Source organism: Streptomyces sennicomposti (assembly GCF_019890635.1).
Taxonomy (GTDB): domain Bacteria; phylum Actinomycetota; class Actinomycetes; order Streptomycetales; family Streptomycetaceae; genus Streptomyces; species Streptomyces sennicomposti.
On the sequence record NZ_JAIOAB010000094.1, the window covers coordinates 1 to 16,876 of the forward strand.

Genomic DNA, 16,876 nt, shown 5'->3' on the forward strand with positions numbered 1-16,876 from the left:
ACAGGGCGGGCGGGGTGACGTGCCGGGCTCACGGGCCCGGGTTCGGCGGCTGCGGGCGTGCCGTCGGCTAGCCTCACGGGACACGTATCCGCCGCCGCACGCACACCCGCACACCTGCACGCACCAGGGAGCCGCCCCATGCCCGATGCCCAGTCCGCCGGTGGAGGCGCGGGCGGGACGGACACGTTTCCGGCCGTCTGCGGTCACACCCATCTCTTCCCCGGCGCCCGCTGCCGTGTCCAGGGGCTGCCGGACCCGGCCGCCTTCGCGGCCGGTCCCTCGCCCCTCGACGTGGACCTGCGCTTCTCCGACGGGGTGCTCACCGCGGCGGAGCTGCGCACCGGGACCCCGGCGGGGCCGGTGCTCGCCGTCCCGGCGTACACCACCGCCGCCGGCACGACGATCGACGGCCGCGTCTGGCAGGTGCGGGACCTCGTCCGGACGGGCGACGAGGTGGAGATCGTCCTCGGCGGTCTCGCGTCGTCGTGACCGGAGCCCACGGGGCCGTCCGCAGTGCGCGGGCCCGTCACCGGCCCGGCGGGCTCACCCGAGGGCCGACAGGAGTTCGCTCTCCCGCTCCCGGCTGATGCCCGCGCGGCGGGGGCGGTCGAGGCCCTGGTCGCGCTCCCAGCGCAGGGTGTCGGTGAGGAGTTCGGTACGGGACCGGTGGCGCAAACCCGCCCGTACGGCGGCGGAGCCGTCGCGCGCCGCCCAGCCCTCCCAGCCCGGTTCGACCAGCCACATGGGCAGGGAGCCGGGCCCCATGTACTCGGCCACTCCCTGTGCGACAAGCCGCTCCGACGACGCCGTGACGACGGGGCCGGTGTGGCCGCCGACGAGGCGCGACAGCTCGATCCAGTCGGCGAAGGGGAGGGCGGGGCCGAGCGCGTTGTAGGTGCCGGTGGTGCCGTGTTCGGCGGTGTCGAGGAGCCAGGTCGCGAGGTCGCGTACGTCGACGACCTGGGTCGGAAGGTCGGGTGTGTCGGGGACGAGGAGCGGCGCCTCGGGGTCCCGGGCGGCGCGGGCCACCCAGTAGCCGGAGCGGTCGCTGTGGTCGCCGGGCCCGCCGATGAGTCCGGCGCGGGCGATCAGGAGGCGGTCGTCGGCCACGGCCTCCCGGGTCAGGGCCTCGCAGGCGGACTTGGCCTCCCCGTAGTGCTCCCGGTCGGCCTCCTCCCGGTCCGTGGGCGGCAGCAGGGCGGCGGACTCGTCCGCGCCGGGCTCGCCGTGGGAGGCGTACACGCTGGCCGAGGACGCGTAGGTCCAGTGCCGGGCCATGGCGCCGAGGGCGGCGGCCGCCCGGCGTACGAAGCCGGGCTGCCAGGACACCTCCAGCACGGCGTCCCATTCCCGGCGGGACAGGGCCGCGTACGCGTCGGGGTCGCGGCGGTCCGCGGCCACCAGGTGTGCGCCGTCCGCCACCGCGCCGCTCTCGCCGCGGGCCAGACAGGTCACGCGGTGACCGCGGTCGACGGCCTGCCGGGACACCTCGCGTCCCAGCCAGGCCGTGCCGCCGAGGACCAGAATCTCCATGCGTTCCATGGCCTCACCCCATCAGAGGGGCCCGCACGCGCCAAGGGGGTTCTGCCGTGGGCAGAGCCGGACGCGGTGCGGCGCCCTCCGATGTCCCGCGCGGCCCGGTTCCGGGGTCACGGCCGGGCTTCGTCCCGCTGGCGGGCTCAGCAGGGCACGTTGAACTCGTTGCCGGCGCGGGTGAGTTGGGCGGCCTCCGCGCGGGAGGTGACCGCCGCTCCGTCGCGGCCTAGGGCGCGCGGCGCCGCCGTCACGATCTCGCCGACACGGGCCGAACGCGCGGTCGCGTTGGCCACCGTCACCCGGTTCCGCTCGGCGGGGGTGAGCTGCTTCTTCTCCTGCACGAACGCCACGAAGCTCTCGAAGTCGCGGACGTGGCGCACGGGGGCCTTGAAGCCGGCGAACGCGGTGAACCCGTCGGCGCCGAGCAGCGTGTACGAGGTCGCGGCGAGGCGGTAGCGGCGGGCCGGGTCCAACGGGCGGCCGTCGATGAGGACATCGGCCGGATCGACGCGGTCGCCGACCGGGCCGGTGGCGTCGAAGGTGTAGCGGACGTTGGCGGACACGGCGAGCGGCGCGAAGCGCAGCGTCCCGTCGGCGGCCGTGGTCCACTGCTGTTCGAGCGCGTCGTGCAGCTGCTGGCCGCTGACCGTGACGGTGAGGATGGGGTCGCCGTAGCCGATGGCCTTCCAGGCCTGGCCGAAGGTGACGGTGCCGCCGGAGGCGGTGTCGAAGGTCAGGTCCTGGTTGATGACGCTCTGGCCGATCTGCGGCGCCGAGACGATCAGGGCGAGTTCGGCCGGGTCGTGGGGGTACCGGTTGGCGTCGTTCATGGGGCCGAGCGGCTGCTGTCCGGCCCACAGGGCCCAGTCCGCCGCCAGGTCGCCCATGGTGCTCTCGCCGCTGTCGTCGCGGGTGCGGGTGAAGGAGGCGGTCTGCTTGCCGATGGCGGTGGTGGCGCGGCGGGCGGCGTATCCCGTCCAGTAGTCGACTGTCTCCTTGAGTTCCTTGTCCGGGGTGACGTCACGGGTGTTGGGGTGGTTGGTGGACGTCGTCAGGGCGCGGACGACCTTGCCGGTGCGCGGGTCCAGGCGCAGGTTGATCTCGTTGATCAGCTGACCGTGGCAGCCGGCCTCGACGAACGGCCGGGGCACGCCGTGCGGGTCGGGGACCATCATGTTGAAGCGGCAGTGCCAGTGGCCGGTGACGATGACGTCGATGTCCGCGGAGACCTTGCGGGCCAGGTCGTAGGCGGGGCCGGAGGGGTCGCTGCCGGAGTTGAAGTCGCTGCCGGCGACCGCGCCGTCGTGCATGCTGAGCACGATCGCGTTGACGCCGCGGGCCTTGAGTTCGGCGGCGCGGTGGTTGGCGGTGACCAGTTCGTCCAGGGAGGACAGGGCGGGCTGGTAGGAGGTGGAGCCGGTGTCGGTGCCCACGGCGGTCAGGTGGATGAAGCCGATCGGCAGCTTGCGGCCCTTCCCGGCGTCCACCCACTCGATGTTGTAGGGCGGCAGCACGGTGCTTGCGGTGCGGGACCACACCATGTTGGCGCTGTAGTAGCGGAAGTTCGCGCCCTTGAAGCGTTGCCCGGTGGAGTCGGGGAAGGAGTCGTCCCAGCCGACGCGCGGGAAGGCGACGCCGTCCTCCATGTGCTGGGTGAGGAAGGCCGGGGACTTGTCGAACTCGTGGTTTCCGGCGGTCGCGAAGTCCAGGCCGAGCCGGTTGAGCGCCTCGATGGTCGGCTCGTCGGCGAGGCTCTCGGCGTCGAACTCCCAGCCGGAGAAGAGGTCTCCGGGCGCGAAGAACAGGGAGTTGCGGCGTCCGTCGCGCAGTCTCTTCAGATGGGTCGCCAGGTAGGCGACCCCGCCCACGGTGTACGTCTTGCCGCCGGCGCCGGTGATGACGGCGGTGCCGCCGGGGGCGGCCTGCAAGTAGCCGTGCAGATCGGTGATGTTGAGCAGCTGTACGTCCACCAGGTCGTCGGCCGTGGCCGCGTCCCGTGCGTGGGCCGACGCGTATGCGGGGCTCCCGACCGCCGCCGTCGTGACGGCCGTCCCGGCCGCCGTGAGGAAGGTACGCCGTCCGAACTCTCGCGCCATCGAGTGCCCCCCTGGGTCGTTGTGACGACCCAGGAGCAAAGCACGGCCACGGGGCCGCGCGACAGCCTCAGAACGGACCGCGTGTGAACGGCCGGGGACACGGAGGCGACAAGGGAACAGAACCAGCCATGTGCGGCCGGCCGCGCGTCTCCGGTTCGCCGGTGTCGGTGTCGGTGCCGAGTCCCACGTCGGCGGTGTCGGCGAAGGCCTCGGTCAACTCGGTACGGGACGGTGCTGAGCGCGCGGTGTCACCGGCCGACGGGCGTGAGGTGTCGTCGGCCGACGGGCGTTCGGCGTCGTCGGCCGGCTCATTCCTCCGTGGGCAGCCAGACGCCGTGCAGACCGAGGGGGACCCGGACGGGGATGCGGGCTCGGGCGACGGGCCCCTGAGCGGGGTCGTCGGCGGGCAGGACGAGGAACCAACTGGTGCCGTCGGTACGGTCGGTGGCGTAGGTCAGCCAGTAGCCGCGCTCGCCGTCGCGCGTGCCGGGCGCCGGGGCGAAGACGGGCTCGCCGACGGAGAGGTCTCCGGCGTTCCACACCTGGGAGGTGACGCCCGAGGCGCCGAGGTCGTACCAGCGCAGGGCGTCGTACTCGCCGGGGAGCAGGCCGTCGACGCGACCGCTGTCGCTCGCCACGGCGAGCCGGTGGTGGGGGCGCGCGAGGAAGCGGTCGTCGATGCGGGGCAGTTCCACCCGGGAGTCGTCCAGCACCGTGCGCCGCACGGTGCCCGCGACGGGATCGATCAGGGCGCGGGTCAGTCCGTGCCGACCGCTGCCCCCGGCCCTGCTGCCGTCTCCGGACCTGCCACCGCCCCCGGACCTGCCGGGGTGCCCGTCCCGCCCGTCGGCGGAGCCGCCCGCGCCGAGCGAGAGGGCCGGCCACTGCACGTAGTCGAGGACGACCTGGCCGCTGCCGGGGTCGTCGTAGGCGTTGACCGTGTGCCAGAGCCAGAACGCCTCGTCGTCCGCCCACCGGACCGGGCCTCCGTCGCGCGGGATCAGGGCGATGCGGGTGCCCCGGTCGGGGCGCCAGGCGATGAAGGAGCCGCCGTTCAGGGCGGCGGTGACGTCGAAGAACGCCGGGGCCAGGACGAGGACGAGATAGCGGGCGGTGAGGGCCATGTCGTGGATCATCTGGGGTTCCTCGGCGCCGGCCACGGGGGTCGGGCCGCTGCGGACCGTGCCGTCCGGGCCGATCGACGACCAGGTCAGGTACGGGGGTTCGAGGGCGTAGCAGAAGACGGCCAGTTCGCCGGTGGCCGGATCGATCTTGGGGTGGGCGGTGATGCCGGCGGGCAGGCGGCCGTCGAAGGTCTCCTTGCCGAGGGTGTCGAGGTCCGGGCTCATCCGGAACGGGCAGTCGGACTCGGCGAGGGCGAGCAGGCGGCCCGCGTGCCGGACGACGTTGATGTCCGGGAGGGGCTTGAAGGTGTGGGCGAGGGCGTCCCCGACCTCCTCGGGGCCGGGCGTGATCATGGACTCCAGCCCGCCCCACAGGGCGCGCCCGGCCCTCTCCTCGGCGATCATGGCGGGGGTGCGGACGAAGCGGTTGCGGTAGCGGGCCCGGCCCTCGGAGAGCCAGACGCCGTGGATCATGCCGTCGCCGTCGATCGGGTAGAGGTAGCTGCCGATCGGGGTGAACCGGGGGTTGGGGCCGTTGCGCAGGTAGACGCCGTCCAGGTCGGGCGGCAGTTCCCCGGTGATCTCCAGCTCCGCCACGTCGACCTCCTCGGTGACGGGGGCGAAGCGTCCGCTGAGGTGGGCGGTGCGCGCGGGGTCGAAGGCGGTGGACGCGGTCATGGGTGCCTCCCCGGACGGAGTGCCTGCCTGCGGCCAGTCAAGTACCGCCCGGCTCCGGCCGCCACCGGGACCGCCAGGGAAGCGGGTGCGCGTCCCGCGCCTCAACACTTCCGCGATCGTTCACGGCCCGTCCGCCTGGGCGGCGGAGTGCCGTTCGGCCGGTGCCGGGAACCTCGTGCCGCCCTGTCCCCGACCCACCCCAGGACGGACTCCGTGACTGCATCGATCGCCCGCCGTCGGCGTCGTGGTCTTGCCCTCTTTCTCGTCGCCGGGCCGCTGCTCGCCGCCGGCGCCCTGACCGCACCGGCCCACGCGGCTCCGGCCGACGACATCCGCATCAACGAGGTGGTCACCACCGGCGACGTCGACGACTCGATCGAGCTGTACAACAAGGGCGCCGGCGCGGTCGACGTCTCGGGCTGGGTCCTCAAGGACGACGACAACGACCACCGGTACACGATCCCCTCCGGGACCACGCTGGCGCCCGGCGGATTCCGCGCCTTCGACGTCCACGCGCAGTTCGGCCTCGGCTCCAGCGACCAGGCCCGGCTGTTCCTGGCGGACGGCAAGACACAGGTCGACAGCTTCTCCTGGAGCGAGCACTCCGACCCCTCCTGGTCCCGCTGCCCCGACGGCACCGGCTCCTTCGAGGCGGCCGCCGTCACCCTGGGCGCGCCCAACGCCTGCGGCGGCAGCGGCGGCGGGTCCACCGCCCCGGTGGCCTGGCCGGGCGGCGGCTCGGTCACGACCGCGGACGCCTCGAACGTCTTCGGCGAGGACCTGAGCGGCCTCTACCAGGAGGGCGGCGTGCTGTGGGGCGCGCAGAACAGCGGCAAGCTGTGGCGCCTGGTCCGGGACGGCTCCGGCGGCTGGAAGCCCGACACGTCCGGCGGCTGGTCCGCCGGCAAGACCCTGCGCTACCCGGGCGGTTCCGGCAGCCCCGACAGCGAGGGCGTCACCGTCACCGGGGGCGGCTCGGGCGCGGGGGTGTTCGTCGCGAGCGAGCGCAACGGCGACTCCTCGGGCACCAGCCGGCTGTCCGTGCTCAAGTACGACGTGAGCGGCACGGGTTCGACGCTGAGTGCCGCCAAGGAGTGGAACCTCACCGGCGATCTGCCCTCCGTCGACTCCAACCTCGGTTTCGAGGGCGTCACTTGGGTGCCGGACTCCTATCTGACCGGGGCCGGTTTCAAGGACGCCTCGACCGGCGCGGCGTACGACCCGTCCCGCTACGGCGCGCACGGCGCCGGTGTGTTCTTCGTCGGCGTCGAGGGCACCGGCACGGTCTACGGCTACGTCCTCCAGGACTCCGGGGCGTTCACCCGCGTGGCCTCGTTCGCCAGCGGGATGAGCGGCGTGATGGAACTCCAGTGGGAGCCGCAGGCGTCGCGGCTGTGGGCCGTCTGCGACGACACCTGCCACGGCCAGCACCGCACCCTGCGGGTGGACGCGGCCACCGGCGCCTTCACCACCGTCGCGGTCTACAACCGCCCCAGCGGCATGCCCGACTACAACAACGAGGGCTTCGCCCTGGCCGGGGCCGACGAGTGCGTGGCCGGCGTCAAGCCGGTGTACTGGGCCGACGACGCGAACGACGGCGGCCACGCCCTGCGCAAGGGGACGGTCACCTGCTGAACCCCCCAACCCGGTCGACGCCCTTACCCGCTGAAGGCGTCGCCTGATCAAGGGCTCACCCGCTGAAGGACCGCCCCCGGCGTGTTCCGCCGCGGCCGCCGATCCCCCGCCCGGGGTCGGCGGCTGCCGCACATCGCGGCCCGGACGGTGGACCGGGCGGCGGGTGGCGGCCCGGGCGACGGGTCACAGGCTCACCGAGCGGTGGCCGGGGGCGCGCCCCGCAGCCGTGGCGGCGGTGGCAGCGGGGCGGCTGCGGGCGTCCGCGGTGCAGCGCGGAACGCCTCGAGGACGTAGGCCGCGAAGCGGCGGGAGGCCGCGAGCCGGGCGGCGGGCGGCGCGTCCTGGAGGCCCCGGTGGGCCATGAGCATCAGGACCAGGTCGTCCACGACGAACCCGGGGCGCAGCCGGCCGCTCCGCTGGGCGCGGCGGGCCAGTTCGGCGACCGCGCGCAGGGCCGGTTCCCGGTCGGCGGCGAAGTCCATGGCCTCGGGGAAGGCGGCCATGAAGGCGTCGGCGAACCCCCGGCTGTGGGCGTGCAGTTCGCAGGTCCGCTCGACCAGGCTCCGGAAGCCGTGCCACGGGTCGGGCTCGGCGAGGGCGTCGTGGACGATGGCCCGGCAGGCGCGGCGCTGATCGGCGAAGGCCGCCGTGATCAGGTCCTGTTTGGCCGGGAAGTGCCGGTAGAGGGTGGCGGGGCCGACCTCCGCGCGCCGGGCGATCTCCCGGACGGGCGCGCTCAGTCCGCTCTCGCCGAACACCGCGCGGGCGGCCGCCAGGATGCGGACCCGGTTGTCGCGGGCGTCGGAGCGGACGGCGGGAGGGACGGCGGGGCGCGCGGGGTGAGGCAAACGGCCGGTCATCGCCTCTCACTTTAGCGAACCGGGCCTACGGGTCCCCTACGGTCCGAGAACGGTGACGCCACCCCGCCCGTCCCGGCACGCGTCGGCGACGGACCGGGCGGGCGCGCCGTTCCCGGCCGTCGCTGCCGTGCGGCGGCCGTCCGCCGACCGGAGGAGATGTGATGAGGGCCGTGGTGATCAGGACGTTCGGGGACCCCGCCGGGCTGGAGGTGGTCGAGGCGCCGGCGCCCGTGCCCGGTCCCGGGCAGGTGGGGATCGCCACGGAGGCGATCGGGGTGGGCGGGGTGGACGCCGTGATCCGCCGGGGGCAGTTGGCCGCGTACGGCTTCCGGGCGGGGCATCTTCTCGGCAGCGAGGTCGCGGGCACGGTCACCGCGGTGGGCGAGGGCGTGGACGCCTCGTGGCGGGGGCGGCGGGTGTGGGCGTTCACCGGGCTGTCCGGCGGGTACGCCGAGCGGGCGGTCGCCGCGGTGGAGGATGTCCTCGCGCTGCCCGACGGCCTGACGTGCGCGGCCGCGGTGACGCTGGGCGGTTCGGGTCCGGTCGCTCATTTCGCCCTGGAGCGGGCCCGGTTCGCGCCCGGCGAGACGGTGCTCGTGCGCGGTGCGGCGGGCAGCATCGGCGTGACGGCGGTGCAGTTGGCGGCTGAGGCCGGTGCGGGCGAGGTGGCGGTCACCACCGCGTCGGCCGAACGGGGCGCACGGCTGCGGGACTTGGGTGCGACTCTGGTGCTCGACCGCTCGGGCGGGGGCGACGGCGCCAAGGCCGCGTCGGGCTTCGACGTGGTGATCGACGTCGTGGGCGGTCCGCAACTCCCCGACTTCCTGGACAGGTTGAACACGAACGGGCGGTACGTCGTCGTGGGCGTGGTCGGCGGGCAGCCGCCGGCCGACTTCGGCGCGCGGCTGCTGGCCGCCTTCCGGAAGTCGCTGTCGTTCGCCACGTTCAGCACCGACAGCGTCCCCGGCCCCGAGCGGCGGGCCGTGCGGTCGGCCCAGTTCGCCGCGGCCGAGCGCGGTGCGCTGCGCACGGTCGTGCACGAGGTGCTGCCGCTGGACCAGGCGGCGTCGGCCCACCGGAGGATGGACGCCGGCGAGGTGTTCGGCCGGATCGTGCTGACGCCCTGAGCCGGACCGGACGGCGCTCGGGACCGCCTTACGACACAGGGGCTTAAGTAAAGCCTAAAGGAAAGTCGGTTCACCTTCTTGACCGAGGCATGGCGGACGGGCATGGTGCGGGAGAGCGCTCTCCCGCACCACGCGCTCCGGGTCCGTCCCGCCCACGGCGCGGACCCGGCGAACGGCTCCCTCCGGGCTGGACCCAGCCCGCCCCGCAACCCCGCCCGGAGGGGCCGCACCCGCAACGAGCCGACTTGTCAGGAGCATTCGTGTCCAGATCCCCCGCCCCCGCCTCTCCCCCACGCCGGGCCGCCGTCCCGCTGCTCGCGCTCGGCGCCCTGCTCGCCTCGTCGCTCACCCTCGCCGCCGCGCCGGGCGCGCACGCGGCCGACGCGCTGCTGTCCCAGGGCAAGACCGCCACCGCCTCCTCGCAGGAGGGCGACGGCTACGCGCCCGCGCTGGCGGTGGACGGCGACCTGACCGGCACCCGGTGGGCCAGCCAGTGGAGCGACCAGCAGTGGTTCCAGGTCGACCTGGGGCAGGTCTCGACCCTCAGCCGCGTGGTCCTGACCTGGGAGGCGGCCTACGGCAAGAACTACGAGATCCAGGCCTCCGACAACGGCACCGACTGGCGCACCCTGAAGACGGTGACCGGCGGCGACGGCGGCACCGACGACCTCGCCCTGTCCGGGACCGGCCGCTACGTCCGTATGCAGGGCCTAGCCCGCGCCGGCGGGTACGGCTACTCGCTGTGGGAGTTCCAGGTCTACGGCACCCCGGGCGGCGGCACCACCCCGCCGCCGGCCTCGGGCGGCGCCGTCAGGGTCGAGGGCGGCCAGGGCGACTGGCGCCTCACGGTGGGCGGACAGCCGTACACCGTCAAGGGAGTCACCTGGGGTCCGGCGGTCTCCGACGGTCCCAAGTACCTGCCGGACGTGAAGGCGATGGGCGCCAACACGATCCGCACCTGGGGCACCGACGCCTCCAGCAAGCAGCTCCTGGACGCGGCGGCGGCCAACGGCATCCGTGTGATCAACGGCTTCTGGCTCCAGCCGGGCGGCGGTCCGGGGGCGGGCGGCTGTGTGAACTACGTGACCGACACGACGTACAAGAACAACTCGCTGACCGAGTTCGCGAAATGGGTGGAGGCCTACAAGAGCCATCCGGCGACGCTGATGTGGAACGTCGGCAACGAGTCGGTGCTCGGCCTGCAGAACTGCTACAGCGGCAGCGAGCTGGAGGCGCAGCGCAACGCGTACACCAGCTTCGTCAACGACGTCGCCAAGAAGATCCACAGCATCGACCCCGACCACCCGGTGACCTCCACCGACGCGTGGACCGGCGCCTGGCCGTACTACAAGCGCAACGCGCCCGATCTGGACCTGTACGCGATGAACTCGTACAGCAACGTGTGCAAGGTCCGCCAGGACTGGATCGACGGCGGCTACACCAAGCCGTACATCATCACCGAGACCGGTCCGGCCGGCGAGTGGGAGGTGCCGAACGACGTCAACGGCATCCCGGACGAGCCCACCGACGTGCAGAAGGCGGACGGCTACACCAAGGCCTGGAACTGTGTGACGGCCCATCAGGGCGTGGCCCTGGGCGCCACCCTCTTCCACTACGGCACCGAACACGACTTCGGCGGCGTCTGGTTCAACCTCGTGCCCGACGGGCTGAAGCGGCTGTCGTACTACGCGGTGAAGAAGGCGTACACCGGCTCGACGGCCGGTGACAACACTCCCCCGGTGATCAGCGACATGACCGTCGACCCGGCCTCCTCCGCCCCGGCCGGCGGCGAGTTCACGGTGCGCGCGGGCGTCCGCGACCCCGACGGCGACCCGATCACGTACAAGGTGTTCCTCAGCGGCAACTACGCCAGCGGCGACAAGGGGCTCGTCGAGGCGAAGTGGCGCCAGACCGGGAACGGCACGTTCGCCGTCACCGCGCCGCAGAAGCTCGGCGTGTGGAAGGTGTACATCCAGGCCGAGGACGGGCACGGCAACGCCGGCATCGAGACCAAATCCGTCAAGGTCGTCGCCCCGCCGGTCGGCGGCACCAACCTGGCGCTGAACCGCCCGGCGACCGCCTCCTCCTCCCAGCAGTCCTACGGCGACTGCCCCTGCACCCCGCAGCTGGCCGTGGACGGCAACGCCACCACCCGCTGGGCCAGCGACTGGAGCGACCCCCAGTGGTTCCAGGTGGACCTCGGCTCGGCCAGGACCTTCCGCAAGCTCCAGCTGGTCTGGGACCCCGCCTACGGCAAGTCCTACGAGGTCCAGGTCTCCGACGACGGCAGCACCTGGCGCTCGGTGTACTCCACCACGTCCGGCGACGGCGACGTGGACACCCTCGACGTCTCGGCCACCGGCCGCTACGTCCGCCTGCAGCTGACCGCCCGCGGCACGAGCTGGGGCTACTCCCTCCACGAACTCGGGATCTACAGCTGACGGCTGGACCCCGGGACGCCGGCGGCGGGGCCCGCGAGGAACCCCGACGGGCTCCGCCGCCACCGCACCGATCGCACCACCCCACGGCACACGTGTGCCGCGGGCCTCTTCCCACCCCACGGGCAGGAGAACCCCATGAGATCGAGTCCGAGAAAACGGCTCCCCGCACTCCTCCTCGGCACCGCCCTCCTCGCGAGCGTCCTCGGCGTCGGCACCATAGCCTCCGCCGCCACCGACAGCGGCGGTGACGCACCCGCCGCGGCGAGCGCCGTCCACACCGGGCACACGATGGCCGTGTCCACCCAGGCGTCCGCCGACGACCCGGACGGCGACGGCTACATCCCGGCCGTGCCGCAGGTCACCGGCGTGACCCCGTCCACGGCCACCCCGCCGGCCCGCTACTTCCACGAGTTCCAGGCCAACTGCTCGGTCACGCACACCGCGCCGGACGACCCGATCGTCTTCCCCGGCCAGCCCGGCAAGTCCCACGACCACACGTTCATGGGCAACACCTCCACGAACGCGTACAGCACCACCGCCTCCCTCGACGGCGGCGCCACCACCTGCAAGGCGCCCGCCGACGCCTCCGCGTACTGGATGCCCTCGCTGTACAACGGCGACCAGAAGATCCTGCCCGTCGGACCGCAGACCATCTACTACAAGGCCGGCGTCACCGACTACACGAGCGTGCGCCCCTTCCCCAAGGGACTGCGGTTCGTGGTGGGCAACCCGATGCAGAGCGCCGACGAGTTCCGCCACCTCAAGGGCTTCGTCGAGGGCTGGGAGTGCGGGGACAGCTACTTCAACGTCGACATCCCGGCGAGCTGTCCCGACCGGGCCGACGTGCAGCTCAACATCCGCTTCCAGGCGCCCAGTTGCTGGGACGGGAAGTACCTCGACACGCCGGACCACCAGAGCCACATGGCCTATCCGGTCGTCAAGCCCGGCACCAACGACAACATGTGCCCCGCCGACCACCCGGTGGCGCTGCCGATGATCGAGTTCAAGATGGCGTTCCCGGTCAACGGCGACATGTCCCAGGTGCGCCTGGCCAGCGGCCGCGGCTACTCCTTCCACTACGACTTCTTCAACGGCTGGGAGGACCGCACGCTCAAGGCCATGGTCGACCACTGCATCGTGGGCGGCCTGCAGTGCGACGCCCGCGGGTACGACCAGACGCACCCGGAGGCGGGCGCGGCCCTGAACGCGGACTACCGGCTGCCCTGACCGCCGGCCCGTTCCGCTCGGCCCGGCCGGCCGTGCGCCCGCACGGCCGGCCGGGCCTCGGCCTGCTCCCGCCACGGGAGACGGCCTTCACCGGCACACCAGGGGGTGGGGATGAACGACGACATGGACGGCGGCGTCGACGACGAGATGACCGACCGGCTGATCGAGAAACTGAGCCCGGCGCGGAGGATCCGTCTGCTCACCGGCGCCACCACCTGGCGCACGGCGGCCGAACCCGACATCGGGCTCGGGCAGTTGGTCCTGTCCGACGGGCCGGCGGGGGTGCGCGGTGAGAGCTGGGACGAGCGGCGCACCTCGGCGCTGCTGCCCTCGGCCTCGGCCCTCGGCGCGCTGTGGGACGAGGAGTTGCTGGAACGGCTCGGCGGGCTGCTCGCCACCGAGGCCGCCCGCAAGGGCGTGGACGTCGTCCTCGCGCCCACGCTCAATCTGCACCGCAGCCCGCTGGGCGGCCGGCACTTCGAGTGCTTCTCGGAGGACCCGGAGCTGACCGGGCGCACCGGCGCCGCCCTGATCCGGGGCATTCAGGCGCACGGGGTCGCGGCCACGGCCAAGCACTTCGTCGCCAACGACGCGGAGACCGACCGGCTCACCGTGGACGTGCGGGTCGCCGAGCGGGTGCTGCGCGAGGTGTATCTCGCCCCGTTCGAGGCGGCCGTCGAGGCCGGGGTGTGGCTCGTGATGGCCGCCTACAACAGCGTCAACGGCACCACCATGACCGCTAGCGACCTGCTCGGGGACGTCCTCAAGGACGAGTGGGGCTTCGACGGGGCCGTCGTCTCCGACTGGGCCGCCCTGCGGACGGCGGAGGAACCGGCCCGCGCCGCGCTGGACCTGGCGATGCCCGGCCCGCACAGTCCGTGGGCCGAGTCGCTGGCCGGCGCGGTCGCCGACGGCCGGGTGCCGCTGGAGGCCGTGGACGACAAGGTACGGCGGCTGCTGCGCCTCGCCGGCCGCGTCGGCGCCCTCGGTCCCGGCGCGCCCCGGCGCGGCCCTGCGGTCTCCGTGCGCGACACCCGTGCGCTGCTGCGCCGTGCCGTCGCGGCCGGTTCCGTGCTGGTGCGCAACAGCGGCGGCGTGCTGCCGCTGGACCCGGCCGCGCTGTCGACGGTCGCCGTGATCGGGGCGCACGCGGCGACGCCGCGCGTCCAGGGCGGCGGCAGCGCCGGCGTCCACCCGTCGGGCGTGGTCACCCCGCTGGACGGCATCCGCACCCGGCTGCGCGGCCGGGCCCGGGTGCTGCACGCGCCCGGCCCCTCGCTCGGCATCCCCCCGGCCCCCGTGGACGCCGACCGGTGCACGGACCCGAGGACGGACACCCCAGGGGTGCTGGTGCGGCTGCTGGACGAGCACGGCCACGAACTGCACGCCGAACACCGCCTGTCGGGCCGCCAGTTGGAGCCCACCCTCGTCCCCGGCGCGCACACCGTGGAGATCAGCGCGGTGCTGCGGCCGAGGTGCGGCGGCGAATGGACCTTCGGCGTGGGCGGGTTCGGCCGGATGACGATCGTCCTGGACGAACAGGTGCTGCTGGACGACGACTTCCCGTGCCGCACCGACGATCCGGCGGTCGTGCACGTCACCCCGCCCCTGCACACCGTCAAGGCCGTCCTCGCCCCGAGGCGGCCCGTGGTCCTCGTGGCCCGGCGCGAACTGGCGGCCGGCACCGGCCGGGCCACGATCCTGGCCGCCGCACCGCCCGAGGAGGACCCGGACGCGGCGCTGGCCGCCGCGGTCGACGCGGCCCGGCGGGCGGACGCGGCGGTGGTGTTCGTCGGCACCACCGAGCACACCGAGACCGAGGGCCACGACCGCACCGGCCTGGCCCTCGGCGGCCGGCAGGACGCCCTCGTACGCGCGGTGGCCGCGGTCAACCCGCGCACGGTCGTCGTCGTCAACAGCGGCGGCCCCGTCGAACTGCCCTGGCGCGAGGAGGTGGCCGCCGTGCTGCTGGCCTGGTTCCCCGGCCAGGAGGCGGGCGGCGGCATCGCCGACGTGCTCTTCGGCCACGCGGAGCCCGGGGGCCGGCTGCCCACCACCTGGGCGGCGTCCCTGGCGGACGCCCCCGTCACCGCGACCCGCCCGGCCGCCGACGGCACCCTGGAGTACACCGAGGGCCTGCACATCGGCCACCGGGCGTGGCTGCGCGCCGGGCGCACCCCCGCGTACTGGTTCGGCCACGGCCTCGGCTACACCACCTGGGCCTATGAGAGCGTGGCCGCGCCCGAGCAGGTGGCCGCGGGCTCGGGGTTCACGGTCCGGGTCGGGCTGCGCAACACCGGGCGGCGGGCGGGGCGCGAGGTGGTCCAGGTCTATCTGGCGTGCCCCGGCTCGGCCGTGGACCGGCCGGAGCGGTGGTTCGCCGGGTACGCGGCGGTACGCGCCGAGCCGGGCGGGACGGCGATCGCCGAGGTGGCCGTACCGGCCCGTGCCCTGCGGTACTGGTCGGAGGCGGACGGCGGCTGGCGCACGGAGCCGGGGACGTACCGGCTGCTGGTCGGACGCTCGGCGGGCGATGTGCGCTGGGAGGACTCGCTCACGGTCACCGAGGAGGGCGGAGGCGAGGTGAGGTGAGGTGAGCGTGGGGCCGGGCGTCGCAGGGGGACGCCCGGCCCCGGCGGGACCGGAGGTCGCGGGGCCGCCGGTCCCGCGGTACGGCCGCGGCCCCGGCCGCCGGGTGTGGTCCGGCGGGCGGGGCCGCGGTGGGTGCGGGTGCGTTCGGGTCGCGTACGGGCGGGTCAGGCCGTGGCGGAGCCCTGGCGGTGGGCGCGGACGATCTCCGCGTAGCGCCGTCCGCTCGTCTTCACGGTGCGCTTCTGGGTGGCGTAGTCGACGTGGACGAGGCCGAAGCGCTTGTCGTAGCCGTACGCCCACTCGAAGTTGTCCAGCAGCGACCAGGCGTAGTAGCCGGCGAGCGGGGCGCCCTTGCGGACGGCGCGGGCGCAGGCGGCGAGGTGCTGTTCCAGGTAGCGGGTCCGGCCCGGGTCGTGGACGGCGCCGTCGGGGCCGACCGTGTCCGGGAAGGCGGAGCCGTTCTCGGTGACGTAGAGGCGGCGGACGCCGTAGTCGTCGGTGAGCCGCAGCAGCAGGCTCTCCAGGCCGTCGGCGTCGACCTGCCAGTCCATGCCGGTGCGCGGCACGTCGGGCAGCCGCACCTCGCGGGCGTACGGGACCGGGCCGTCGGGGTCGTTCTCGACCGTGACCGGGAAGTAGTAGTTCAGCCCGTGCCAGTCCAGCGGGGCCGCGATGGTCTCCAAGTCGCCCGTCTGCTCGGGGAGTTCAACGCCGTACAGCTCGCGCATGTCGGCGGGGAAGCCGCGGCCGTGGATCGGGTCCAGCCACCAGCGGTTGGTGTGGCCGTCCATCCGCGCGGCGGCGGCGACGTCCTCCGGGCTCGTGGACGCGGCCGCGACGGTGGAGTGGTTGGTGACCAGGCCGATCTGTGCGTTCGGGACGGCGGCGCGGATCGCCTGGGTGGCCAGGCCGTGGCCGAGCAGCAGGTGGTAGGAGGCGCGGACGGCGGTGGTCAGATCGGTGAGACCGGGCGCCATCCGGCCCTCCAGGTGGCCGATCCAGGCCGAGCACAGCGGCTCGTTGAGCGTGGCCCACCGGGTGGCCCGGTCGCCCAGACGCCCGGCGACGACCGAGGCGTACTCGGCGAGGTGTTCGGCGGTGGCGCGTTCGTTCCAGCCGCCCCGGTCCTGGAGGGTCTGCGGGAGGTCCCAGTGGTAGACGGTGACGTTGGGGGTGAGGCCGGCTTCGAGCAGGCCGTCGACCAGCCGGTCGTAGAAGGCGAGGCCCTTGGCGTTGACGGGGCCGTCGCCGTCCGGCACCACCCGGGGCCAGGCGATGGACAGCCGGTAGGCGTCCGTACCCAGCTCCTTCATCAGGGCGATGTCCTCGGGCCAGCGGTGGTAGTGGTCGCAGGCGACATCGCCGTGGTCGTCGTTGTCGACCTTTCCCGGGGTGTGGGAGAAGGTGTCCCAGATGGACGGCGCACGGCCGTCCTCGGCGGCGGCCCCCTCGATCTGGTAGGCCGAAGTGGCGGTGCCCCAGGCGAAGTCGTGGGGGAAGGCGGCGAGGTCGATCGGGTCGGACACGGAGAACCTTTCGAAGGTGTCGGAGGGGGGCACT

Annotated in this window: 11 protein-coding genes; 6 read left to right on the forward strand and 5 right to left on the reverse strand. The window is 73.9% G+C overall.

What is annotated here, in order from left to right:
- The first annotated feature begins 138 nt into the window (after nt 1-138).
- On the forward strand, nt 139-489 hold the full coding sequence (locus K7787_RS30200; RefSeq protein ID WP_009192664.1) for a hypothetical protein: 351 nt from the start codon (nt 139-141) through the stop codon (nt 487-489).
- Nucleotides 490-543: 54 nt separating this feature from the next.
- Here the strand turns inward: K7787_RS30200 and K7787_RS30205 are convergent, their stop codons facing one another.
- From K7787_RS30205 to K7787_RS30215, 3 genes are all read right to left on the reverse strand, one after another.
- On the reverse strand, nt 544-1,533 hold the full coding sequence (locus tag K7787_RS30205; protein ID WP_223003584.1) for an NAD-dependent epimerase/dehydratase family protein: 990 nt from the start codon (nt 1,531-1,533) through the stop codon (nt 544-546).
- A gap of 146 nt (nt 1,534-1,679) precedes the next feature.
- A complete protein-coding gene (locus K7787_RS30210) occupies nt 1,680-3,632 on the reverse strand; it encodes a bifunctional metallophosphatase/5'-nucleotidase (protein WP_223003585.1) in 1,953 nt (650 codons plus the stop codon).
- Nucleotides 3,633-3,940: 308 nt separating this feature from the next.
- Nucleotides 3,941-5,434 (reverse strand): carotenoid oxygenase family protein, encoded by a 1,494-nt coding sequence (locus K7787_RS30215; RefSeq protein WP_223003586.1) that lies wholly within the window; start codon nt 5,432-5,434, stop codon nt 3,941-3,943.
- A 213-nt stretch (nt 5,435-5,647) separates the two neighbouring features.
- Here K7787_RS30215 and K7787_RS30220 point away from each other — a divergent pair, with 213 nt between their 5' ends.
- A complete protein-coding gene (locus K7787_RS30220) occupies nt 5,648-7,069 on the forward strand; it encodes a lamin tail domain-containing protein (protein ID WP_223003587.1) in 1,422 nt (473 codons plus the stop codon).
- A 191-nt stretch (nt 7,070-7,260) separates the two neighbouring features.
- Here the strand turns inward: K7787_RS30220 and K7787_RS30225 are convergent, their stop codons facing one another.
- Nucleotides 7,261-7,929 carry a TetR/AcrR family transcriptional regulator gene (locus K7787_RS30225; RefSeq protein WP_223003588.1) on the reverse strand — a complete coding sequence of 223 codons (669 nt, stop codon included), beginning with the start codon at nt 7,927-7,929 and terminating at the stop codon, nt 7,261-7,263.
- Between the two features lie 161 nt (nt 7,930-8,090).
- Between K7787_RS30225 and K7787_RS30230 the strand changes: the two genes are divergently transcribed.
- From K7787_RS30230 to K7787_RS30245, 4 genes are all read left to right on the forward strand, one after another.
- Complete coding sequence (locus K7787_RS30230; protein WP_223003589.1) at nt 8,091-9,056, forward strand: zinc-binding dehydrogenase; 966 nt, start codon at nt 8,091-8,093, stop codon at nt 9,054-9,056.
- A gap of 260 nt (nt 9,057-9,316) precedes the next feature.
- A complete protein-coding gene (locus K7787_RS30235) occupies nt 9,317-11,497 on the forward strand; it encodes a discoidin domain-containing protein (RefSeq protein WP_223003590.1) in 2,181 nt (726 codons plus the stop codon).
- A 135-nt stretch (nt 11,498-11,632) separates the two neighbouring features.
- Nucleotides 11,633-12,724: a DUF1996 domain-containing protein gene (locus K7787_RS30240; RefSeq protein WP_223003591.1), complete on the forward strand. Its 1,092-nt coding sequence runs from the start codon at nt 11,633-11,635 to the stop codon at nt 12,722-12,724.
- Nucleotides 12,725-12,835: 111 nt separating this feature from the next.
- Nucleotides 12,836-15,316: a beta-glucosidase gene (locus K7787_RS30245; protein ID WP_223003592.1), complete on the forward strand. Its 2,481-nt coding sequence runs from the start codon at nt 12,836-12,838 to the stop codon at nt 15,314-15,316.
- A gap of 164 nt (nt 15,317-15,480) precedes the next feature.
- Here K7787_RS30245 and K7787_RS30250 read toward each other — a convergent pair whose 3' ends face one another.
- The gene (locus tag K7787_RS30250; protein ID WP_223003593.1) at nt 15,481-16,842 is read right to left on the reverse strand and encodes a GH1 family beta-glucosidase; all 1,362 of its coding nucleotides are present in this window, start codon (nt 16,840-16,842) and stop codon (nt 15,481-15,483) included.
- Nucleotides 16,843-16,876: the final 34 nt, after the last annotated feature.

Bases quoted from the DNA above. Each gene is read 5' to 3' on its own strand.
- K7787_RS30230 (WP_223003589.1), top strand. From the start codon at position 8,091: ATGAGGGCCGTGGTGATCAGGACGTTCGGGGACCCCGCCGGGCTGGAG.
- K7787_RS30200 (WP_009192664.1), top strand. From the start codon at position 139: ATGCCCGATGCCCAGTCCGCCGGTGGAGGCGCGGGCGGGACGGACACG.
- K7787_RS30245 (WP_223003592.1), top strand. From the start codon at position 12,836: ATGAACGACGACATGGACGGCGGCGTCGACGACGAGATGACCGACCGG.
- K7787_RS30205 (WP_223003584.1), bottom strand. From the start codon at position 1,533: ATGGAGATTCTGGTCCTCGGCGGCACGGCCTGGCTGGGACGCGAGGTG.
- K7787_RS30210 (WP_223003585.1), bottom strand. From the start codon at position 3,632: ATGGCGCGAGAGTTCGGACGGCGTACCTTCCTCACGGCGGCCGGGACG.
- K7787_RS30215 (WP_223003586.1), bottom strand. From the start codon at position 5,434: ATGACCGCGTCCACCGCCTTCGACCCCGCGCGCACCGCCCACCTCAGC.
- K7787_RS30240 (WP_223003591.1), top strand. From the start codon at position 11,633: ATGAGATCGAGTCCGAGAAAACGGCTCCCCGCACTCCTCCTCGGCACC.
- K7787_RS30225 (WP_223003588.1), bottom strand. From the start codon at position 7,929: ATGACCGGCCGTTTGCCTCACCCCGCGCGCCCCGCCGTCCCTCCCGCC.